Origin of the sequence: Nocardia sputorum, assembly GCF_027924405.1 — a bacterium.
Lineage (GTDB): Bacteria > Actinomycetota > Actinomycetes > Mycobacteriales > Mycobacteriaceae > Nocardia > Nocardia sputorum.
Genome location: NZ_AP026978.1, coordinates 684,925 through 705,975, shown reverse-complemented (window position 1 = coordinate 705,975; position 21,051 = coordinate 684,925). Strand labels below are relative to the sequence as shown.

Below are 21,051 nucleotides of genomic sequence, written 5' to 3'. Positions count from 1 at the left end.
AGCGCCGATTCGGTTGCACTGAACGAACACTGTTCGTTCGCGCTCAATCTAAACGAACATCGTTCGTCACGCAAGCGCGCCGCCCTTCGCCGGGCCGACGGGCGACCGGCGCAGGTCGGTACGCTGGCCCGGGGCGATCATCGGCCCGCCCGCGCAAGACACGGAAGGATCCATGTCCAACCTGATCAACCTCGAACAGGTCCACAAGAGCTTCGGGATCAAGCCGCTGCTGGACAACGTCTCGCTCGGCGTGCACGCGGGCGAACGGATCGGAGTCGTAGGCCTCAACGGCGGCGGCAAGACCACCCTGCTCGAGGTGCTCACCGGCATCGAGGAACCCGACAGCGGCCGGGTCAGCCGGCTCGGTGGCCTGCGCATGGCCGTGGTCACCCAGCGCGGCCTACTGCCCGCGGGCGCGACGGTCGGTTCGGTGGTGCTGGCCGGGCTGGCCGACGACGCCATGACCGACGAGGTCGCCGAACACGAATGGGCCGCCGACCCGCGCATCCGCTCGGTGATGGAAGGCATCGGCATCGCCGATCTCGGCATGGACACCCGGGTGGACAATCTGTCCGGCGGTGAGCGGCGCCGGGTCGCGCTCGCCGCCGCGCTGGTGCGCGAACTGGACCTGCTGGTGCTCGACGAGCCGACCAACCACTTGGACGTGGAGGGCGTGCAATGGCTGGCCGCGCATCTGCTCGGCCGACGCAGCGCATTGGTCGTGGTGACCCACGACCGCTGGTTCCTCGACACCGTGGCCACCAGCACCTGGGAAGTGGTCGGCGGCAAGGTCGAGAGCTACGAGGGCGGCTACGGCGACTGGATCTTCGCCCGCGCCGAGCGCGCCCGCCAGGCGGACGCCTCCGAGGCCCGGCGGCGCAACCTGGCCCGCAAGGAACTGGCCTGGTTGCGGCGCGGCCCGCAGGCGCGCACCTCGAAGCCGCGCTATCGGGTCGAGGCCGCCGAAGCCCTGATCGCCGACGTGCCGCCGCCGCGCGACAGCGTCTCGCTGGCGGCCTTCGCGCGCAAGCGCCTCGGTCGCGTCGTCGTGGAGTTGGAGGACGCCACGCTCACCACGCCGGATGGCCGGGAGCTGGTGCGGGACCTGACCTGGCGGCTGGCGCCGGGCGAGCGTGTCGGCCTGGTCGGCGTCAACGGCTCGGGCAAGACGACGCTGCTGCGCGCCCTGGCAGGCGACAGCGACACGACCTTGGCCGCGGGCAAGCGCGTCCAAGGCCAGACCGTGCAGATCGGCTGGCTGCGCCAGGAACTCGACGACCTGCCGACCGACCTGCGCGTGCTGGAGGCGGTGCAGCAGATCGCACAGCGAATCATGCTGGGCGACAAGGAGATCTCGGCGGGCCAGCTGGCCGAGCGGCTCGGGTTCAGCCCCGCCCGCCAGCGCACGCCGGTCGGCGACCTGTCCGGCGGCGAGCGGCGGCGCCTGCAACTGACCCGCATCCTGATGTCCGAACCGAACGTGCTGCTGCTCGACGAGCCGACCAACGACCTGGACATCGACACCCTGCAACAGTTGGAGGACCTGCTCGACAACTGGGCGGGCACCCTGGTGGTGATCAGCCACGACCGGTACCTCATCGAGCGGATCTGCGACTCCACCTGGGCGCTGTTCGGCGACGGCAAGCTGACGAACTTGCCCGGGGGCATCGAGGAGTACCTCGCCAAGCGCGCGGCCCTCGCGGCGAGCCGGACCCGCGCCGCCACGCCGGAGACCAAACCCGCCGACGCGCCCGCCACCGACTCGGCCGCCTACCGCGCGGCCCGCAAGGAGCTGACCCGGCTGGAACGCGCCATCGACAAACTGTCCGAACGCGAACAGCGTCTGCACTCCGCGCTGACCGACGCGGCCACCGAGCCGGACAAACTGGTCACCCTGGGCGCGGAACTCAAGCAAGTGCTGGCGGAGAAGGAGACGGCCGAAGAGCGCTGGCTGGAACTTGCCGAGGGTGTGTAGTCCCCGGCCGGACCGCGCCCGGCCGACTCGGTCGAGCCGATCAGCCGAGGGTGCTGTCCGCGGTGTTCGCCCGCGAGAATGCCGACCGCGTCGATTTCGCACTCCGCGGGGGACACTCAGTGCGACGCCACCCTTGCATGACCATACCCGCTGGGGGTATGTTTCAGGAGTCGGGGTACCCCCCGCCCGTATGAGAATTTGGATGCGAAGGAGTCGGACATGCCCACCACCACCTACACCGTCACGGGGATGACCTGCGGGCACTGCGTCAGCTCCGTCAAGACCGAGATCGGCAAGATCGACGGCGTGACCAGCGTGGATGTGGACCTCGCCAGCGGCGCGGTGCGCGTCGACAGCACCGCGCCGATCGCCGACGCCGACGTCGTCGCCGCCGTGGACGAAGCGGGCTACGAAGTCGCCGTCTGACCCGCCGCGTGGCTCCTCGCACCGGCAGTCCGGCGCGGGGAGCCATTGTTTCGCGACGCGCTACGCCTGAGCGGCCAACCGGACGAAGGCCGCGGTGTCGAGGGTTTCACCGCGAGCCGTAGGGGCGATGCCCGCGGCGACCAGACGACGCTCCGCTTCAGCGGGCGAACCAGCCCAGGCGGCCAGCGCGGCGCGCAGGGTCTTGCGGCGCTGCGCGAAAGCGGCGTCGACGACTTCGAAGACGCGGCGGCGATGCTCGGCGTCCATCGGCCACGGCGGCTCGGCGAAGCGATCGATCCGCACCAGACCCGACTCGACTCGCGGCACCGGCCAGAACACCTGGGTGCCCACCGCTCCGGCACGCCGGACCGTCCCGAAGAAACCCGCCTTCACGCTGGGCACGCCGTAGGTGCGGTTGCCGGGCTCGGCGGCCAGCCGATCGGCCACTTCGGCCTGCACCATCACCAAAGCGACCGCGAGGGTGGGCAATTCGGCCAGCAGATGCAGCAGCACCGGCACCGCCACGTTGTACGGGAGGTTGGCCACCAGCGCCGTCGGCGCGGCGGGCAGGTCCGCGGCGGTGACGCGCAGCGCGTCCGCCTCGACCACCGACAGGCGGGCCGCCAGTTCCGGCGCCCGGTCGGCGACAGTCTTGGGAAGATGACGCGCCAGCACGGGATCGATCTCGACCGCGACCACCGAGTCCACCACGTCCAGCAGCGCGAGGGTCAGCGAACCGAGACCGGGGCCGACCTCGAGCACCACGTCCCCGCGCCCCACTCCCGCGGCCGCGACGATCCGCCGCACCGTGTTCGCGTCGTGCACGAAGTTCTGCCCGAGTTGCTTGGTCGGCCGCACCCCGAACCGTTCGGCGAGCACCCGCACCTCGGCGGGCCCGAGGAGCGCCGCACTCCCACGAGCGGAAATTTCAGGTTCGGACACCTCGAGAATCTATCAACCGCGCCGCGACCCCCGGGTCCGGTGCAGGTCAGCTGATGCCGAGCCGGCCGGTGCACGCGGGCCAGGCGCCCCAGCCCTGCCGCTGCCGGGTGATCTCGGCGATGGCGATCTGTTCTTCCCTGGTGGCCAGATCGGCGCGCGGGGCGTACCGCAGCCCGCCCTGCCGCTCCCAGGTGTCCTGGTCGAACTGCACGCCGCCGTAGTAACCGTTGCCGGTGTTGATCGACCAGTTGCCGGTGGACTCGCAGCGAGCCAGCGCGTCCCAGATCGCGCCGTCGCGCACCGGGGGCACCTCGGTGCCCGGCTTGGCACCCTTGCGGACGGTCTTGGGCTGCGCAGCCACGGTGACGGTCGAAGCGACCGGCTTACGGTCGACTTCCTGGCCGTTGACCATGGTGACCGCGAACGTGACGTTCTGCACCCCGGGAGCGCCGGGGGACTCCACCACCGTGCGGCTCATGTTCATGGTCGGGTCTTCGATGACGTTCTCCGGCGGATCCAGCGGCAACGTCTCGGTCTGCTGTTCGACTCGCTTGCGCGTCACGGTGACGCGCAGGCCGTTCGTCAGCGGGGTGGACGCGGCGGGCTCGACGGAGTCCTGCTCGATCAGCGGGATCCCGGCGACCTCGAGGAACTTGCCGACGGTGGGCGCGGCGGCGCGCACGTCCACCGGATTGCCGATGCCGTCCACCAGCGACACCATGCGCGGAGTCGCGATCATGAGCGTGGCGCCCTGTAGCGGGAGCCGCTCGTCGCGGGCGGGCGAGACGTACACCTCTTTCGGGATCCTCAGCTGCTCGAGCGCTTCACCCGCGGTGACCCCGGTGGTCCAGACCTTCTGCGTCATGCCGTCGACGGACAGATCGACCTCGCGAGCGCGGTTGAGGGTGATGGTCGCGCCGTCGCCGATGTGCGCGGCCAGCGCGGGAGCCACCTTGTCCCGGTCGGTCACGATGAAGCCCGCCGCCTTCAGCACGCCGCGCACGTCCCGCGACATGGTGGTCTGGAAGAGCTTCTCGCCGTCCACGACCACGGTCACCGTCTTGCGATTCACGATCGCGAGGCCGGCGCCGACGATCAGCGTCAGCAGCAGCGCGCCGACCGCGAGGTGCAGCAGCGGCGAACGCGACTGGTTGATCCGCGTGAAGGGGGACATGGTCACAGCACGATAACGAGGGGGTCGGGCGCCGACAACAGCAAGCTCCGGAACAGCGCCTTTTCAATATCACGATCGAATATCGACCCCGCAGGTAAATCACGAAACGGAACGCCGAAAGTGACATAGGACACATTTCGCATACACCGATGCATTCCGGGCATCCGTGACGCCCCTCGGGTGCGCGGGCGCGCCGCTCAGATCCGGTAGACGCGGCGTGCGTTGTCGGTGGTGATCTTCGCCAGTTCCACCGGATCCTGCTCGCGCAGCTCGGCGAGCGCTCGCACGGTGTACGGCAGGCAGTACGGCTCGTTCGGCGCTCCCCGGAACGGGTGCGGCGTCAGATACGGCGCGTCCGTCTCGACCAGGATCTGGTCGTCGGGCACCACCTTGGCCGCCTCCCGCAACTCGTGCGCGTTCTTGAAGCTCACCGTCCCGGAGAAACTCAGGATGTAGCCCTCGGCCACGCAGGACAGCGCCATGTTGGTGTCGGAGGAGAAGCAGTGGAAGATCACGCGGTCCGGCGCGCCCTCGTCCAGCAGCACGGTCAGCAGGTCGTGATCGGCCTCGCGATTGTGGATCATCAGCGGCTTGCGGACCCGTTTGGCCAGGTCGATGTGCCAGCGGAAACCCTCGATCTGCGTCTCGATGTCGGCGCAGCCGTCCAGCTTGCCCGGCCAGTAGTAGTCGAGACCGGTCTCCCCCACGGCGACCACCCGCGGGTCGTCGGCCAGGCGCTCCAGCTCCGCCTTCGCCTCGTCGTCGAGCGCGTTCGCCCTGGTCGGGTGCAGCGCGACGGCGGCGAACACGCGATCGTCCCAGTGCGCGGCCCGCACCGCCCACCGCGCGGCGGCCAGGTCGTCGGCGACGGTGACCACCCGGCCGACGCCGACCGAAGCGGCGCGGTCCAGGATCGCCGCGGTGGACACCGCGTCGGTCGCGCCGCAGGCGTCCAGATGGGTGTGCGCGTCCACGATCGGCGACAGCGGCTCGGGCAGCTCCGGCGCGGGCCGAGCGGCGCTCATCGGCGTCCCCGGCCCGACGCGAACGCATCGACCAGGGGCATATTCACGCGAGCGAAAGAATGCACGCGCATTACAGTAGACACACCATGAGCGAAGCTGACCGCCCCGCCTTCTACATCACCACGGCCATCGCCTATCCGAACGGCGCGCCGCACATCGGGCACGCCTACGAGTACATCTCGGCCGACGCCATCGCCCGCTTCAAGCGCCTCGACGGCTACGACGTGTTCTTCATGACCGGCACCGACGAGCACGGGCAGAAGATGCAGCAGGCCGCGGTCGCCGAGGGCATCCCGGTGAAAGAACTCGCCGCGCGCAACTCCGACGTGTTCGAGGCGCTGGACAAGACGCTCGACATCTCCTTCGACCGGTTCATCCGCACCACCGACGAGGACCACCGGGCGGCCTGCGCCGCCATCTGGGAGCGGATGCTGGCCAACGGAGACATCTACCTGGGCAACTACTCGGGCTGGTACTCGGTGCGGGACGAGGCGTTCTACACCGACGAGGAGACCACGGTGCTGGAGGACGGCACCCGCATCTCCACCGAGTCCAAGACGCCGGTCACCTGGACCGAGGAATCGAACTACTTCTTCCGGCTGTCGGCCTACCAGGACAAGCTGCTCGCGCTCTACGAAGAGCACCCGGAATTCATCGCGCCCGCCACCCGGCGCAACGAGATCGTCAGCTACGTCAAGGCGGGTCTGAAGGACCTGTCCATCTCGCGCACCACCTTCGACTGGGGCGTGCCGGTGCCCGGTCATCCCGACCACGTCATGTACGTGTGGGTGGACGCACTCACCAACTACATCACCGGCGTCGGCTTCCCGGACACCGAGTCGGCCGCGTTCGGCAAGTTCTGGCCCGCCGACGTGCACATCATCGGCAAGGACATCACGCGGTTCCACACCGTGTACTGGCCCGCGTTCCTCATGTCGGCCGGCGTGGAGCTGCCGAAACGCGTGTTCGTGCACGGCTTCCTGTACAACAAGGGCGAGAAGATGTCCAAGTCGGTCGGCAACGTGGTCGACCCGCTGGAGCTGGTCGAGAGCTACGGCTTGGACGCGGTGCGCTTCTTCCTGCTGCGCGAGATCTCCTACGGTCAGGACGGCAGCTACAGCCACGACGCCATCGTGAGCCGGATCAACAGCGACCTGGCCAACGAGTTCGGCAATCTGGTGCAGCGCAGCACCAAGCTGGTGGCCAGGGACTGCGGCGGCGTGGTGCCGACGCCCGGCGAGTTCACCGCCGACGACCGCGCCTTGCTGGATCTGGCGGGCGGCCTGCTGGAGCGCTGCCGCGCCGAATTCGACGCGCAGCAGATGCATCTGGCGCTGGAGGCGATCTGGCTGACCCTCGGCGAGACGAACCGGTACTTCTCCGCGCAGGCGCCGTGGGCGCTGGCGAAGTCCGGCACGCCGGAGGATCTGGCCCGCGAGGCCACCGTGCTGTACGTGACGCTGGAAGTGCTGCGCATCGTCGCGATCCTGGTGCAGCCGGTGCTGCCGGGATCGGCGAGCCGCATCCTCGACCAGCTGGGCCAGCAGAACCGGACGTTCGCCGACATCGCGACGCCGATCGAACCCGGGGCGGCGCTGCCCGCACCGGAACCGGTGTTCCCCAAGTACGTCGAGCCGAAGGACTGACCCGGTTCCGGCCCGTCCCGCGGCGGGCCGGAACAGCAAGGCGCACAACACTTTCGCCGCATTCCACGGTGGTCTGCCCACCGGTGGATCCACCTGCCTTCCCGGTGTGGAATGCGTTGTCGGATAATGAAACACCGGTTCGCGGCCTGGTGACGCCCCCGGACCGTGTGCGATCGGTACGACAACGTTCCGTTCGGAATCGGTTCCGGCACAGAGAGGGCACCCATGGGCCAGCAGCATGCGACGGCATCCGTTCACCGGTCCGGTTTCGCCGAGCGGCATCGGGCGGCACGCGAAGCCGTGCTCACGTCGCAACGCGGCAGGCTGGTCGAGGCGATGGTGGAGTCGGTGGACAGCAAGGGCTATCCGGCCACCACGCTCACCGACATCGTCGCCAGGGCCAGGGTCTCGCGCACCACCTTCTACGACCATTTCGCCAACAAAGAGGAATGCTTCGCCGAGGCGGTGCACACCGGCGTCGACATCATGGCGACCCGCATCGCGGACGAACTCGCCCAATTGCCGCCGGACGCCGACGCCTACGCGAAGATCGAGTCCATCGTGGTCACCTTCTGCCGGACCGTCGCCACCGAGCCGGATTTCGCCCGGCTGGTGCTCGTGGAGTCGTTCAAGGTGAACCAGGAGGCCGTCGGCTACCGCGACCTGGCCGTGGACCGCTTCGCGCAGCTGTACCGGGTGTTCTACGACCAGGCTCGCGCGGCGGACCCGACGCTGCCCGAACTCTCCGACGGGCTCATCGCCCTGATTCCGGACGCGATCGGCGAGCGCACGCGGCGGGTCATCGTCTCCGACGGACCCGCTCGCGTGCCGGAGCTGGCGCCACTGTTCGTCCAGTTCGTCATGAGCGCCCTGGGACTACCCGTTCCCTCCTGAAGCATCGGGCGACGTGTTCGCCGGTGCGCTGCCGCCGCCCACCGGTGGGGCCCGGTCGGCGCGGCGCCCGAATGCCGCGCACGCCGAACCGCGTTCTCACTTCCAGCGGCCGAGCAGCGCGTCGATCTCCTTGGTCAGCGCGGCCTGCAGGAACGGACCGAAGGTGATCCGCGCGACGCCCTGATCGGCGAGGGCGGCCTTGTCGGCCTGATCCGGGAGGACGGTCGCGCTGATCGGCAGCGGCAGTTCACCGGTGAGGCGGCGCATGTCGGCGTCGGCGTGGCGGCCCACCGGGAACAGCACGTCCGCGCCCGCCTCGGCGGCCAGCTTCAACCGCTCGATGGCGCGGTCCAGCCGGTCGGCCTCGTCGCCGTCCTGGCGCAGGAGAAGGTCGGTGCGCGCGTTGATCACCAGGTGCACGCCCGTCGCGTCTGCGGCCTTGCGGAGGCCGTGCACGAGATCGGCGTGCTCCTGCGCCGTCCGCAGGCGCTTGCCTTCGCTGTGCACGGTGTCCTCGATGTTCAGTCCGATCGCCCCCGCCTCGAGCAGGCCCTCGACCAGCCGCGCGGGATCCTGCCCGTAGCCCGACTCGATGTCCACCGACACCGGAACGTCCACCGCCGCCGTGATCTGCCGGACCCGGGTCAGCGACTCGTCGAACGTCATCCCCTCGCCGTCCGCGCGTCCGATCGAGTCGGCCAGCGGATGGCTGCCCACCGTCAGCGCGGGAAAGCCCGCCGCCACAGCGACTTTCGCGGACCAGGCATCCCACACCGTCGGGAAGACCCCCGGATCCCCCGGCACGTGCAACCCGAGAAACGTCGTGGCCTTGCTCTCCAGAGAAGTCATACCGATGATCATGCCCGCCGCCGCACCCCGGGTCGACCACCCGCGCGGAGCGAAAGCTCACAGCGGGCTAGGAGCCGCGGCGCGCGGTGAGCACCGCGTCGTAGAGCTCGCGACGGGAGACGGCGTGGGCGGCGGCGACCTCGCCGCAGGCGTCCTTGAGGCGGACGCCGGTTGCGGTCAGGGTTTCCACGGCGCCGACCAGGTCCGCGGGGTCGGCGGAGGTGGGCTGGGCGCCCGCGAGCACCACGGTGATCTCGCCGCGCGCGCCCTCGACGGCCCACTCGGCCAGTTCGGCCAGGGTGCCGCGGACCACTTCCTCGTAGGTCTTGGTCAGCTCCCGGCAGACGGCGGCGCGGCGGTCCGGGCCGAGGATCTCCACCGCGTCGGCCAGGCAGTCGGCGAGCCGGTGCGGCGCCTCGAAGAAAACGCAGGCACGCGATTCCGCCGCCAGCGTGCGCAACCATTCCCGGCGCTGGCCGGACTTACGCGGCGCGAAACCGTCGAAGCAGAACCGTTCCACCGGCAGGGCCGACAGCGCGAGCGCCGTGGTCACCGCCGACGGGCCGGGCAGGCAGGTCACCGGCAGATCACGCTCCACGCACGCCGCCACCATGCGGTAGCCGGGATCGCTCACCGACGGCATGCCCGCGTCGGTCACCAGCAGCACCGTGCGGCCGTCGGCGATGTCGTCGAGCAGCGCCGGAATCCGTGCGGTCTCGACGTGATCGTAGAAGCTGACCACCCGGCCGGAGATCTCGACGCCGAGCGCCTTGGCCAGCGCTCTGGTACGGCGCGTGTCCTCGGCGGCCACCACGTCGGCGGTCGCCAGTCCCTCGCGCAGGCGCTGCGAGGCATCCCCGATGTCGCCCATCGGTGTCGCCGCGAGCACCAGCCTGCCCGTCGTCACTGTCGCTGTCCCGCCTCTCCGGGTATTCCGGCCATACAACGTTCGTAGCGTATTCCGCTGTCGGCGACGACCACGGGCGGGTCTCCGGTCCTGGGCCGGGTTCATCTCGAGAACTACACCCGACGCGACAGCTGATCTCGCATGTACATGGGTAACTCCCCGGGTACGCCCGAACCTCGAGCGGCACCCGACGCAGGACCTGGACGCAACTCGTACAACCACCCAACGCGTATGGCCTGAATACCCGGAGAGGCGGCACAGCATACGATCGGGGCGTGACCCAGGTGACCGACCAGCGCGCGACCGCACGGTTCGGGACCGTGCCCTCCTGGTCGAGCCCGGGACCGCTGCGGCCGCCACTCGACTTCGGGCCGACCGACCGCCTGCGCGGCTGGCTGGTGACGGCCTTCCTCACCGCGATCGCCGCGGTGACGCGCTTCACGATGCTCAACTACCCGACCGACGCGGGCACCCCCGTGTTCGACGAGAAACACTACGCCCCGCAGGCCTGGCAGATGCTCACCGGCGGCTGGGTGGAGGACAATCCCGGCTACGGACTGGTGGTGCATCCCCCCGTCGGCAAGCAGTTCATCGCGATCGGCGAGGCGATGTTCGGCTACAACGGCTGGGGCTGGCGTTTCACCGCCGCGCTCGCCGGGACCGTGCTGGTGCTGCTGGTGATCCGGATCGTGCGCCGGCTGGCGCGCTCCACCTTGATCGGCGCGATCGCGGGCATCCTGCTGATCGCCGACGGCCTCACCTTCGTCTCCTCGCGCATCGGCATGCTCGACATCTTCATGGCGCTGTTCGTCACCGCCGCCTTCGGCTGCCTGATCGTCGACCGTGACGAGATCCGCGCCCGGTTCGCGCGCGCGGACGCGCAGGGCCGGATCGGCGTGACGGATCTCGGACCGCGTCTCGGGGTGCGCTGGTGGCGTTTCGGCGCGGGCGTGCTGCTCGGCCTGGCGTGCGGAACCAAATGGTCCGGGATCTATTTCATCGCCGCCTTCGGCCTGATGAGCGTCTATTTCGACCTTTCGGCGCGGCGGATGTACGGGGTGCGCCGCCCTTGGCTCGGCGTCGCGCTGCGCGATATCGGGCCCGCGCTCTACGCGCTGGTGCTGGTGCCCCTCGGCGTCTACCTGGCGAGCTACTGGGCCTGGTTCGCGAGCGAGACCGGTGTGTACCGGTATATGCCGGGCAATCCTTCGGCGCCGACCGACCCGATCGGTACCGGCGGATTCTGGTCGCGTGTGGTGCCGGGTGCGCTGCGCTCGCTGTGGTACTTCAACGCCAGATCGCTGGAATTCCACACGGAGCTGACCAATTCGGCGGGTAATCATCACCCGTGGGAGTCCAAGCCGTGGACTTGGCCCATGGGCCTGCGGCCGATGCTGTACTACTACGCCGACAGCGGCGTCTCCGGGTGCGGCCAGGCCCAGTGCGTGAAGGCCGTGATGCTGATCGGGACGCCCGCCATCTGGTGGGTCGCGTTTCCGGTCCTGGCCTGGATGCTGTGGCGCGCGGTGGTCCGTCGCGACTGGCGCTACGGCGTGGTGCTGGTCGGCTACGGCGCCGCCCTGCTGCCCTGGTTCGCCACGCTCGATCGGCAGATGTACTACTTCTACGCCGTCCCGATGGCCCCGTTCCTGGCGATGGGCGTGGCGCTGGTGCTGGGCGACGTGCTGGGCCCGGCGCGCCCGAGCACCATTCCGCGCAGCCCCGCCGGGACCTACCTGCCCGCCCCGCCGAACGAGCGGCGCAGCCTCGGACTGCTCGCGGTATGCCTCTACCTCGGCCTGGTGATCGCCAATTTCATCTGGCTGTGGCCGATCCTCACCGCCCTGCCGATCACGCCGGGCAACTGGCACGACCATCTCTGGCTGCCCAGCTGGAGGTAGCAGCTCAACCTTCCAGCGCCGCCTGCACGTAACGCAGGGCGGTGGCGTCGTCCAGGCCCAACCTGCGGACCGTCGCGACGTAAGCGGTGGCCGCGCGGCCTGCTACGTCGCGGGTCGGGTCGCCGGACGACGCGATGAACGACCCTTGCCTGCCGCGGGTTTCGACCACGCCGTCGGCCTCCAGCTCGCGGTAGGCGCGTGCCACCGTGTTGGGGGCCAGACCGAGTTGCGCGGCCAAAGCGCGGACGGTCGGGATCTTGGTTCCCGCCGTGAGCTCGCCGGAACGAACTTGGGCGATGATGCCGAGGCGCAGCTGCTCGTAGGGCGGCACAGCGGATTCGTGCGAGACCGTGACGGTGAACATGCCCGCGCTCACAGGTCGTCGCGGGACAGCGGACACGACAGGCACCGTGGTCCGCCGCGGCCGGAGCCCAATTCGGAGCCGGGGATGCGCAGCACCTCGATACCCGCGTCCTCCAGCCTGGCGTTGGTCATCTCGTTGCGCTCGTAGGCGACGACAACGCCGGGCGAGAGGGCGAGAGTGTTGTTGCCGTCGTCCCACTGCTCGCGTTCGGCGGTGACCCCGTCCAGTCCGGTGTCGATCACTCGCAGCTTGCCGATGCCCATGGCCTCGGCCGCCGCGGGCAGGAACGGGTCGGGGCCGCTGATGCCGACCCGTCCGCTGCCGAGCCGTCCGCCGTAGTCGTCCTCCTTGCGGATCGTGAAGGCGCACAGTGATTCGCGCACCGCCGGATACATCACGACGGCGTCCGCGTCGACCATGGTGCACACCGTGTCCAGGTGCATGGTCGCGCGAGTCTGCGCGATCGGCACCACGAGCACAGTGTGTGCGAGGTCGTCGTCGAACAGGCTGCGCGCCAGGGCTTCCGCGCCCGCGGGCGAGGTGCGCTCGCCGACGCCCACCGCGACCACGCCTTCCGACAGCAGCAGGACGTCACCCCCCTCGATAGGAGCGGTGTGCGATTCGTAGGCGCGGCGCACCCCGAGGAATCGGGGATGGAAGGCGTAGATGAGATCGGTCAGCGAGGTCTCCCTGCCGCGTGCGGGCAGCGCGAGGGAGGTGATCGCGACGCGCGGACCGACCCAGAACGAGGAGTCCCTGGTGAACAGCAGATTCGGCAGCGGGTCGATGACGAAGTCGCCGCCGTGGTGCATGCGGCGCACCAGCGAGGTGTGGTCGGGCCCGAAGGGCAATTCGTCGAAGGTCATCCCGGCCATCAGGATCTCGGCCAGCTCCTCGGCCGGCACGCCGCGCAGGAAGCCGGCCAATTCGTCGGCCAGCGTGTGCCCGAGCCTGCGCGCGTCCACCGCGGCGGAGATGCCCTGGATGCGGGCGGCGCCGCTGACCGCGATGGTCTCCGCGAGCAGATCCGACAACAACAGCACCTCGGTGCCGCGGCTGCGCAGCACTTCGGCGAACGTGTCGTGCTCCTGCTGCGCGCGCTCGACCCACGGGATGCCGTCGAACAACAGCTGATCGTTGTTGCGCGGGGTCAGCCTGCGCAGCTCGTTGCCCGGCCGGTGCAGCAGCACCGTACGTAGCGCGCCCACCTCGGACGTCACGGCCAAACGCGCACCCTCCCGCGCGGACACTGCATCTGCTCCCATGATCGAACCGTAGTGCGCCGCGGCCCGGAGAGCACGGAAATCCCGGCTTCGGATGCCGACCGGCGCGCGATCACCGAATCCGGTCCCGGCACACCCTAACCTCAAGTATTGTTGAGGTGATTGGGAGGAGCGTGCATGTCGACAGCAGCCGATTGGCGGGCGAAGGAGCTGACCCCGGGGCAGCTCTCCGAGCGTAGTGGAGTCGCGGTCTCCGCGTTGCACTTCTACGAACGCGAAGGGCTCATCACGAGCAGACGCACCAGCGGGAACCAGCGCAGATACGCCCGCGAGACCTTGCGCCGCGTGGCGTTCATCCGCATCTCCCAGCGCGTCGGCATACCACTGAGCGAGATCCGCAACGCCCTCGATCAATTGCCCGAAGGGCGCACCCCCACCCGGCGCGACTGGGAGAGCCTGTCCACCACGTGGCGCGCCGACCTCGACGACCGGATCACCCAGCTGATCCGGTTGCGCGACAGCCTCACCGGCTGCATCGGCTGCGGCTGCCTGTCGCTGGGCACCTGTCGTCTGGTCAACGAGCACGACCGGCTCGGCGCCGACGGTCCCGGCGCCCGCGTGCTCGACGTGCAGCTCAATTGCCCGTCGAAGCCAGCAGCCTGCTGAACCGCGCGCTGGTGCGCCGCATCACGAACTCGTACGGAAAGGCGAACTTGCGCTTCCACCAGTAACCGAAGCGGATGTCGAACGAGTTGTAGACCAGGAACCGGTTGCGCTCGATGCCGCGCAGGATCGCCGTGGCAACCCGTTCCGGCGGCACCGCGTGCTCGGCGAAGGCGGCGGTGAGCCGCTTGATCTTGGGATGCTCTTTGTTCACCCCGGCCAGTTCGACGCTCTGCACCAGCGGCGTGTTCACCGCGCCGGGCGCGACCAGATGCACGGTGATCCCGTGTTGCGCCAGGTCGAAGCGCAGTACCTCCGACACGCCGCGAATGCCGTACTTGGCCGCGCTGTAGGCCGCGTGCCAGGGCAGCGCGAGCAGGCCCGCCGCCGACGACACGTTCACCAGCGCACCGCCCTTGCCCGCGCGCACCATGGGCGGCACGAAGGTCTCGATGACGTGGATCGGCCCCATCAGGTTGACCTCGACCATGCGCCGCCAGTGCTTGTGCTCCAGGTTCTCCACGGTCCCCCACACCGAGGTGCCCGCGATGTTCATGACGACGTCCAGACTGCCGAGTTCGGCGTGCACGCGGTCGGCGAAGGCGCGCACCGCGTCGTAGTCGGTGACGTCCAGCGCTTCCGCCAAAGCGACGCGGCCACCCGCGGCGCGGATGTCGGTCACCGTGGCGTCCAGGCCCTCGGCATTGATGTCGGTGAGCACCAGTTCGGCGCCGTCGGCGGCGGAGGCCAGCGCGGTGGCCCGCCCGATGCCGCTCGCCGCACCCGTGATCAGAACCTTCGCCTCGCGCATCGTCGTGCGACCCGCTCGCCCGCGACCTCTACCCAGCACTGCGCATCCCATCTCGAATCGCCGAATCGGTTCCCCGCAGGGTAATCCAGCCGACGGCCGCGGGCCGCTAACGACCGAGGACCGCAAGCATGCCCGCTACAGCGCGCGGCCAGGTGAACTGTTCGGCGCGGCTGCGCGCGGCCCTGCGGCGACCGGCCTGCGGCATCGCCAGCACGTCGCGGACCGCCCGCGCGAACGCGGAGGGATGGTCGGCGGCCACCGCGCCGCAGTCGGCGGTCACGATGTCCGCCAGCGCCGAGGAGCGGCTGGCCACCACCGGCGTGCCGGCCGCGAGCGCTTCCAGCGCCGCGAGGCCGAAGGTCTCGTGCGGCCCCGGCGCCAGCGAGACGTCCGCGGTGGCGAGCAACCTGGCCACCATCGCGCGTTCGGAGATGAATCCGGTGAAGTGCACGGCGGGCACGCCGCCGGGCAGCGGGGCCAGCGCACGGGCCCGCCGCTGCAGCGCGTCCCGGCGCGGACCGTCCCCGGCGACGACCAGCCGCGCCTCGATACCGGCTTCGCGCAACGCCCCGACCGCCTCGATGCTGCGATCCACCCGCTTCTCGACCGACAACCGGCCGCAGTGCACCAGCAGCGGATGACCAGGCACGCCGAGATCGGCGCGCAGCCTGCGATCGCGCCGGTGCGGGTTGAACAGTTCGAGGTCCACCCCGAGCGGGACCAGTTCCACGTTCCGCGCGCCGATGCGCAGGAATTCCTCGCGAGCGAACCGGGTGGTGCACACGACCATGTCGTAGTCCGTGGCGGTGTGCCGGTTGGCCACGTCGGCGCAGCGCCGCGCCAGCGGGCCGGGCAGCACCTGGCCCAACAGGCGGTCGAGCCGCTCGTGCGAGATCATCACGCCGGTCACCTCGCGCCGCCGCGCCCAGCGCCCGAAACCACGCAGCGTCAGCCGGTCGGACACCTTCGAGCACGTCCGGCCGCAATCCGTTCAGGACGTCGGCCACCCGGCGGGGATCCGCGGCGCGGTAACCCCCGGTCCACGGGATGGCCAAGGCCGGCAGCGTGATGCGCGCGACACCGGTGGGCAGGATCTCCTCCGAGCGGCGCGGACCCGGCACGATCAGCACCACCTCGTGCCCGGCGGCGACATACCCCTCGCCCAGATGGTGCAGCGCGGTGCGCAGCCCACCCGAACGCGGGCCGTAGAAGTTCGCCAGCTGAACTATGCGCACGTGGCCGATCGTGCAGCGGACGGGGTTACCCGCGCCCAACGACGCGTGAACGGCCGTGAAAGAACCGGATAACCGGCGGCTGTGGAAGTGCGCTCAGTGCGCGGGCAGCCCGCGCCCGGCCCGGGGCAGATCGAGGTCGAGCGGAATCCGGCCCGTGGTGAGGTGCGCCTCGACCTGCTCGGCGGGCATCGGCTTCGCGATCAGGAAGCCCTGCGCGCGGTAACACCCGAGGCCGACCAGCGTCCGCGCGGCGACCGCCGTCTCGACGCCCTCGCCGACCACGCCGAGCCCGAACGAGCCTGCCAGGCCGATGATGGACTTCACGATGGCCAGATCGTCGGTGCTGGCCCCGAGCCGTTGTACGAATCCCCGGTCGATCTTCACCGCGTCCACCGGCAGCGCCTTCAGATGCGACAGCGAGCTGTAGCCGGTGCCGAAGTCGTCGATGGCGATCTGCACGCCCATCCGCTTCAGCCCGCGCAGCGTCACCTGGGTGCGGGCCAGGTCCTGCACGACGACGTGCTCGGTGATCTCCAGGCACACCGAGCTGCCGTCGATGCCGAACAGGCGCAGGATGTCTTCGATGCGCTCAACGAAATCGAGGCTGACCAGCTGCACCGGCGACACATTGATCCGCATCACCACGTTGCCCGCCAGGCCGCGCCTGCGCCATTCGGCGAACTGCGCGCACGCCGACCGGATCACCCAGCGCCCCAGCTCACCGGCCAGGTTGGTGGCCTCGGCCACGGTGACGAACGCGGCGGGCGGCAACAGCCCCCTGGTCGGATGCAGCCAGCGGACCAGCGCCTCCAACGCGACGATGCGGCCCGTGCGCAGGTCGACCTCGGGCTGGTAGTGCAGCAGCAGCGAGCCGTCGGAGACCGCGCCGCGCAGGTTGAGCTCCACGTCGTCCTGGAGCTCGAATTGCGCGCGCATGGTGTCGGTGAACACCGCGACGCCGTTGCCACCGCCGGATTTCGCCGACAGCAGCGCATGATCCGCCCGGCGCAGCACGTCGGCGACGGTGGTCTCGCCCGGGAAGCCGAGCGCCACGCCGACGCTGGCGCCCCGGCTGACCGACTCGCCGCCGACGGTGACGCGCCGGGCGATCAGCTGCTGGATCCGGTTGGCCTCGTATTCGGCGGCCACCGCGTCCATCGGCTTGGCGGGCACGATGACGAATTCGTCGCCGCCGAGGCGGGCGATCATGTCGTTCGGGTCCAGGTTCTCCCGCAGCCGCGTCGACAAGGTGCGGATGAAGTTGTCCCCGGCCGTGTGGCCGAGAAAATCGTTGAGTGCTTTCAAACGATCCAAGTCGAGGAAGAAGGCCGCCACCGGGCCGGGACTGCCCGCGCGTAATCGCTCTTCCATGTGCTCGAGCAGCGCCCGCCGATTCGCGAGCCCGGTCAGGTCGTCGTGCAGCGCGATATATCGGAGACGTTCCTCCGCGACCACCCTGGCTTGCAGTTGCGCGAACAGCGCGGCGATGGCTTTGAGCACGTTGAGTTCGCGATTGCTCCACTCGCGATCGCCCGACTTGACGAATCCGAGCACGCCGGTCGGCTCGCCCCGCGACAGCAGCGGCACGGCAGCCGAGGTCACCCCCACGATGCCGGACCCGCGGCGGACGGTTTCCTGATAGTCGGCGAACTCCGGGGTCGGGCGCGCGACCATCGGTTCGGTCGCGTTCTCCAGGGCACGGAACACGGGGTCGGCGCCGTCGAAGTAGATCACGCCGAGCGGGTCGGGATCCGGAATGTTCTGCCGGTGCGGCCACTCCGCGATGAGCACGGTTGCCCGCCGTTCGCGGTCGGTGTGCCGCACGTAGCTGAAATCCACGTCGAAGTACTCGACCAACTGCGCGAGCACCCGCTCGGTAGCGGCGACCATGGTCGTGGCGTCCACACCCATGAGCTCAGAGGCGACCTGGGTCACCAACGAGTCGAGTGTCCGCCGTGGCACATTGTCTCCGATCGCGCTAACTACTGGTGTCCACACCGAGCACCGGACGCCGCCTGCTGCGTACGGTGGCGGCGGAGGCATAGCTCAGGCGAAGCACCAACGCCATGGTCTCATGCTCAGGCACTTCCAGCAGGTCCAGGAAACGGCCCTGAAGTGACGCTAGTGTATCCGCGAAGTCGGGGGAAATCGCAGCAAGTTCGCCACGGCGTCGGGCGTAGAGGTATACGGGGGAAATCGGTTGGACAGACAATCCGAGGCGTTCGGCGCGCACCCAAACCCGCGCGACCGCGGCGCCCGCCTCCGCGTAGCCGGTCAATCGAGGGTCGGTCGCGTCGAATGTCACCGCCAGAATGGCGGAGCTGGAGCGCACCCGGTCACCGGTGTATTTCCCCAGCGCCGCGCCGCCCGACCAGGACCGCAACTGCGCCATGACGTCGGCGCGAGTGGTGATCTGAAATGCCGCCCACTCGTCGTCGGTCAGTTCCAGGCTGCGCGCGTCGATTCCGGTATCCGGATCGTCGTCCTCCGCCCAGCGGACTTCGGCGAGCATTTCCTCGTATAACCGGGGCGTGAGATACCGGATGCGGTCGGAATCACCCAGCAAACGTGCGGCTTCTTCGATCCCCTGCCGATCCACAACCGCGCGCACATGGGCTCCGGCCGATTCGGCGACCGCCGTGAGCGTGTCGAGAACGCCGTCGGCCAGCCTGGTCCCGGTGCCGACCCTGCGGTTGGTTCCGCGGCGCAGAACGGCGGGATAGTCGGCGGCGAGCTCATCGCTCCGCTCGTTCCCCAGCCGCAGGCGCGCGACGAGACGACCGGATCCCGGCGCGCCCTCGATGAACTCGTGCGGCCCGAGCACCCCGTGCGCGGCCGCGGCGACCCGCGCGTTGTACAGGGCGGCGCCGAGCGCGAGGGCGCTGCCGCGGTAGCCGATGTCCATCGCAGTGCTGTGCTGCGGCGCCAGTTCGACGACGATGTCCTCCGCCTCGGCGCGCAACGACCACGGCTGCATGTTTCCCCCGGACGGCGCTCGCTGTGCGCAGGCCAGGACGCTTTCCACGGGTCCGGCGACGGACTCCGGCGGCGCCTCGGCCCACGCCGGCTCGTCGTTCGGCGGCGGGTCGGCGAGTTCGTCCAGATGCCGTTCCACGTCGATCCGGACCCGACCGGAGGCCAGCTTCATCCCCAGGCCGATGCGCCGTACGGCGGCCACCACGCTCGCGGCGCCCAGCGCGACGTCACCGGCCAGCTGCGGCCAGCTGGTCACCGTCTCGCCGACTTCGACCAGGCTCGCGCCCAGCCGCGGCGACAACCCGGCGGCACCGAGCAGCCGCACCACGAACGGCGCCTTCTCCCTCGACGTCAGTCCGCGCAGATCCGCCGCGCGAACCGCACCGAGCAACCCGTGGAACGCCGGGCGCTGCGGTTCGAGATCGAAACGCTCGACGTCCAGCAAACCGCGGTCACTGGTTTCCATCAGCACCGGAATACGATGGCGGGCCGCCGCCTCACGGATCACCAGCTTCATATCGAGCGAATCGCATTCCTCGACGACGATCGCGAGGCCGTCCAAGAACTCGTCCACCGAATTCTCGTCGATTCCGGCTTCGAAGATCCGCACCGGCAGATAAGGATCCAATTCGGCGATACGGCGTGCGGTTACCACCGATTTGTTGACGCCGACGTCGAACAGAGTTCCCGCGACGCGGTTGAGATTCGAAAATTCGATTTCGTCCAGATCGGCCAGGCGCAGTTCCCCGCAAACGCCCTCCATGGCGAGCAGATGCGCGATCGCGTTCCCGGCGCTTTGCCCGACGACCCCTATCGCGCGTTCGGCCAGCCGGTCCTGTTCGGCTCTGGTCAATTTGTTCCGATTGCGATCCAGCCGGATCAGCCGGAAAGTACGCGGACCCGGCAATCCGATCACCGCCGCCCGCCACGGGTAGTAGATCCAGCGGTCCGCTTCCGGGCCCTCCGGAATATCCGGTGGAGCAACCATTTTGCCGAGTTCGGCGCGTAACGCCGCACGCAGATCGCGGAATTCGAGGCGCGGGTCGTCGCGCAGCGCGGCGAGCATCCGCGCGTCCTCCGGATCGGCGGGGTCGAGGATCAGCGGCCGGTGGTCGGCCGCACGCGGCCGGTCATCGCCCATGGCCGCGCCGGCCCTCTGTCGGGCGGCCGATTCCGCACCGCGTATCGGACGGACGCACGGCGGGCAGCCCCAGTGCGTCTTGCTCACCGTGCGTCAGGGTGCGTTGCGATTCCTCGGCGAACGCGGCGTAGCTCCGGGTGTCCCACCACAACGGCACGGTTCGGTAGCGCTCGTCCGGATACGGCACCGCGGGGATGCCCTCGGCTGGAACGGCACCGCACGCCTCGTGCCGGGGCACGGTGAAGGAGGCCACCGTCGCGAAGCCGTAACGCGCGCCGAGCAGGCGCGCGCCGTGCAGCACGGTGCGCGAGATCGCCGCGCCGAGTTCGGCCCGGTTGGCCGCATCGCGCGCGACCCATGCGCCTTTGGCCTCGATCACGCCTTGCGGTATCCGATCGGCGAGCATCCGCCGCAAGTCGTCCGCGCCGGGGTGACCGGCCCATTCGACCAGCGCGTGCGCCTGCCGCGCCGAGCTGTACGGCCCTTGCATCCGCGCCCCGGCGACCACGTCGCCGTCGGCGTCGAGCGCGGCGAAGAACAGCGCCGTCGAACCGCCGTCGGCGACCGCGTCGTATTCCAGTGCGTGTTCCACCCCGAAGCGCCGATAGACCTCGCGCGCTCCGTGCAGATACCGGCGCCAGAGTTCCGGCTGCGCAGCCGGTTCGGAGACAAAGAACGCACACTCGGATTGCGCGTCGTAATACCGCCGCACTCCCCGCCCACGGGAGTTCCTCGGCACGACTGCAATCAGATCCACAGTCATGTTGTTCCTACTCCATCGCCGCGCTGCCCTGCGCGATAGTCCAGCCCGATGCAGCCCCCCACGGCCCGAGCCGAGACGAAGTTGCCCAGGGCAGTATCCGTCATCGGACAGGAATTGACCAGCCGTCCGGCTAATC

General features: G+C 69.7%; 17 protein-coding genes and 1 pseudogene. 6 read left to right on the top strand and 12 right to left on the bottom strand.

The annotated features are described in order from the left end of the window. The first annotated feature begins 172 nt into the window (after positions 1–172). Together QMG86_RS03065 and QMG86_RS03060 are read left to right on the top strand one after the other, a co-directional pair. On the top strand, positions 173–1,975 hold the full coding sequence (locus QMG86_RS03065) for an ABC-F family ATP-binding cassette domain-containing protein (protein WP_281877554.1): 1,803 nt from the start codon (positions 173–175) through the stop codon (positions 1,973–1,975). 219 nt (positions 1,976–2,194) lie between these two features. Then, on the top strand, positions 2,195–2,401 hold the full coding sequence (locus QMG86_RS03060) for a copper ion binding protein (RefSeq protein ID WP_281877552.1): 207 nt from the start codon (positions 2,195–2,197) through the stop codon (positions 2,399–2,401). Positions 2,402–2,461: 60 nt separating this feature from the next. Here the strand turns inward: QMG86_RS03060 and rsmA are convergent, their stop codons facing one another. The 3 genes from rsmA to QMG86_RS03045 form a co-directional block, all read right to left on the bottom strand. Beyond that, positions 2,462–3,343, bottom strand: coding sequence for a 16S rRNA (adenine(1518)-N(6)/adenine(1519)-N(6))-dimethyltransferase RsmA (gene rsmA, locus QMG86_RS03055; protein ID WP_281877550.1), 882 nt, complete (start codon positions 3,341–3,343; stop codon positions 2,462–2,464). Positions 3,344–3,389: 46 nt separating this feature from the next. Then, complete coding sequence (locus QMG86_RS03050) at positions 3,390–4,517, bottom strand: resuscitation-promoting factor (RefSeq protein WP_281877549.1); 1,128 nt, start codon at positions 4,515–4,517, stop codon at positions 3,390–3,392. Positions 4,518–4,714: 197 nt separating this feature from the next. Then, positions 4,715–5,542, bottom strand: a complete 828-nt coding sequence (locus QMG86_RS03045; RefSeq protein WP_281877547.1) for a TatD family hydrolase — start codon at positions 5,540–5,542, stop codon at positions 4,715–4,717. A 59-nt stretch (positions 5,543–5,601) separates the two neighbouring features. Between QMG86_RS03045 and metG the strand changes: the two genes are divergently transcribed. Further along, a complete protein-coding gene (metG, locus tag QMG86_RS03040; protein WP_281877546.1) occupies positions 5,602–7,188 on the top strand; it encodes a methionine--tRNA ligase in 1,587 nt (528 codons plus the stop codon). 225 nt (positions 7,189–7,413) lie between these two features. Further along, the gene (locus tag QMG86_RS03035) at positions 7,414–8,082 is read left to right on the top strand and encodes a TetR/AcrR family transcriptional regulator (RefSeq protein WP_281877544.1); all 669 of its coding nucleotides are present in this window, start codon (positions 7,414–7,416) and stop codon (positions 8,080–8,082) included. Between the two features lie 96 nt (positions 8,083–8,178). Here the strand turns inward: QMG86_RS03035 and QMG86_RS03030 are convergent, their stop codons facing one another. Further along, the gene (locus tag QMG86_RS03030; RefSeq protein ID WP_281877542.1) at positions 8,179–8,931 is read right to left on the bottom strand and encodes an isocitrate lyase/PEP mutase family protein; all 753 of its coding nucleotides are present in this window, start codon (positions 8,929–8,931) and stop codon (positions 8,179–8,181) included. A gap of 67 nt (positions 8,932–8,998) precedes the next feature. Continuing rightward, positions 8,999–9,802 carry a 16S rRNA (cytidine(1402)-2'-O)-methyltransferase gene (gene rsmI / locus QMG86_RS03025; RefSeq protein ID WP_281880742.1) on the bottom strand — a complete coding sequence of 268 codons (804 nt, stop codon included), beginning with the start codon at positions 9,800–9,802 and terminating at the stop codon, positions 8,999–9,001. Positions 9,803–10,113: 311 nt separating this feature from the next. On the opposite strand from rsmI, the gene QMG86_RS03020 reads away from it, so the two are divergent. Continuing rightward, on the top strand, positions 10,114–11,739 hold the full coding sequence (locus tag QMG86_RS03020; protein ID WP_434086150.1) for a dolichyl-phosphate-mannose--protein mannosyltransferase: 1,626 nt from the start codon (positions 10,114–10,116) through the stop codon (positions 11,737–11,739). A gap of 4 nt (positions 11,740–11,743) precedes the next feature. On the opposite strand, the gene QMG86_RS03015 is transcribed toward QMG86_RS03020, so the two are convergent. Continuing rightward, complete coding sequence (locus QMG86_RS03015; protein ID WP_159842965.1) at positions 11,744–12,103, bottom strand: GntR family transcriptional regulator; 360 nt, start codon at positions 12,101–12,103, stop codon at positions 11,744–11,746. 8 nt (positions 12,104–12,111) lie between these two features. Next, positions 12,112–13,368, bottom strand: coding sequence for an arginine deiminase (arcA, locus tag QMG86_RS03010; RefSeq protein ID WP_281877541.1), 1,257 nt, complete (start codon positions 13,366–13,368; stop codon positions 12,112–12,114). Positions 13,369–13,503: 135 nt separating this feature from the next. Here arcA and soxR point away from each other — a divergent pair, with 135 nt between their 5' ends. Beyond that, entirely contained in the window at positions 13,504–13,992 is a 489-nt protein-coding gene (gene soxR / locus QMG86_RS03005) for a redox-sensitive transcriptional activator SoxR (protein WP_281877539.1), read from the top strand. Here soxR and QMG86_RS03000 read toward each other — a convergent pair. The 5 genes and pseudogenes from QMG86_RS03000 to QMG86_RS02980 all read right to left on the bottom strand — a co-directional run bounded on the left by QMG86_RS03000 (position 13,961) and on the right by QMG86_RS02980 (position 20,915). Continuing rightward, a complete protein-coding gene (locus tag QMG86_RS03000) occupies positions 13,961–14,800 on the bottom strand; it encodes an SDR family oxidoreductase (RefSeq protein ID WP_281877538.1) in 840 nt (279 codons plus the stop codon). The genes soxR and QMG86_RS03000 overlap by 32 nt on opposite strands. Before the next feature lie 106 nt (positions 14,801–14,906). Beyond that, a pseudogene (locus tag QMG86_RS02995) lies at positions 14,907–16,035 on the bottom strand (glycosyltransferase). Positions 16,036–16,128: 93 nt separating this feature from the next. Then, positions 16,129–17,970 (bottom strand): putative bifunctional diguanylate cyclase/phosphodiesterase, encoded by a 1,842-nt coding sequence (locus QMG86_RS02990; protein WP_281880739.1) that lies wholly within the window; start codon positions 17,968–17,970, stop codon positions 16,129–16,131. 43 nt (positions 17,971–18,013) lie between these two features. Next, the gene (locus tag QMG86_RS02985; protein ID WP_281877537.1) at positions 18,014–20,152 is read right to left on the bottom strand and encodes an Rv1355c family protein; all 2,139 of its coding nucleotides are present in this window, start codon (positions 20,150–20,152) and stop codon (positions 18,014–18,016) included. After that, a complete protein-coding gene (locus tag QMG86_RS02980; RefSeq protein WP_281877536.1) occupies positions 20,142–20,915 on the bottom strand; it encodes a hypothetical protein in 774 nt (257 codons plus the stop codon). The genes QMG86_RS02985 and QMG86_RS02980 overlap by 11 nt, the downstream gene beginning before the upstream one ends. Positions 20,916–21,051 lie beyond the last annotated feature (136 nt).

Coding starts and splice junctions, on each gene's coding strand:
- QMG86_RS03035 (WP_281877544.1), top strand. CDS start 7,414: ATGGGCCAGCAGCATGCGACGGCATCCGTTCACCGGTCCGGTTTCGCC.
- rsmI (WP_281880742.1), bottom strand. CDS start 9,802: ATGGGCGACATCGGGGATGCCTCGCAGCGCCTGCGCGAGGGACTGGCG.
- QMG86_RS03015 (WP_159842965.1), bottom strand. CDS start 12,103: ATGTTCACCGTCACGGTCTCGCACGAATCCGCTGTGCCGCCCTACGAG.
- QMG86_RS03050 (WP_281877549.1), bottom strand. CDS start 4,517: ATGTCCCCCTTCACGCGGATCAACCAGTCGCGTTCGCCGCTGCTGCAC.
- QMG86_RS03030 (WP_281877542.1), bottom strand. CDS start 8,931: ATGACTTCTCTGGAGAGCAAGGCCACGACGTTTCTCGGGTTGCACGTG.
- metG (WP_281877546.1), top strand. CDS start 5,602: ATGCACGCGCATTACAGTAGACACACCATGAGCGAAGCTGACCGCCCC.
- QMG86_RS03060 (WP_281877552.1), top strand. CDS start 2,195: ATGCCCACCACCACCTACACCGTCACGGGGATGACCTGCGGGCACTGC.
- QMG86_RS02980 (WP_281877536.1), bottom strand. CDS start 20,915: ATGACTGTGGATCTGATTGCAGTCGTGCCGAGGAACTCCCGTGGGCGG.
- QMG86_RS03065 (WP_281877554.1), top strand. CDS start 173: ATGTCCAACCTGATCAACCTCGAACAGGTCCACAAGAGCTTCGGGATC.
- soxR (WP_281877539.1), top strand. CDS start 13,504: ATGTCGACAGCAGCCGATTGGCGGGCGAAGGAGCTGACCCCGGGGCAG.
- arcA (WP_281877541.1), bottom strand. CDS start 13,368: ATGGGAGCAGATGCAGTGTCCGCGCGGGAGGGTGCGCGTTTGGCCGTG.
- QMG86_RS03000 (WP_281877538.1), bottom strand. CDS start 14,800: ATGCGCGAGGCGAAGGTTCTGATCACGGGTGCGGCGAGCGGCATCGGG.
- QMG86_RS03045 (WP_281877547.1), bottom strand. CDS start 5,542: ATGAGCGCCGCTCGGCCCGCGCCGGAGCTGCCCGAGCCGCTGTCGCCG.
- QMG86_RS02985 (WP_281877537.1), bottom strand. CDS start 20,152: ATGGGCGATGACCGGCCGCGTGCGGCCGACCACCGGCCGCTGATCCTC.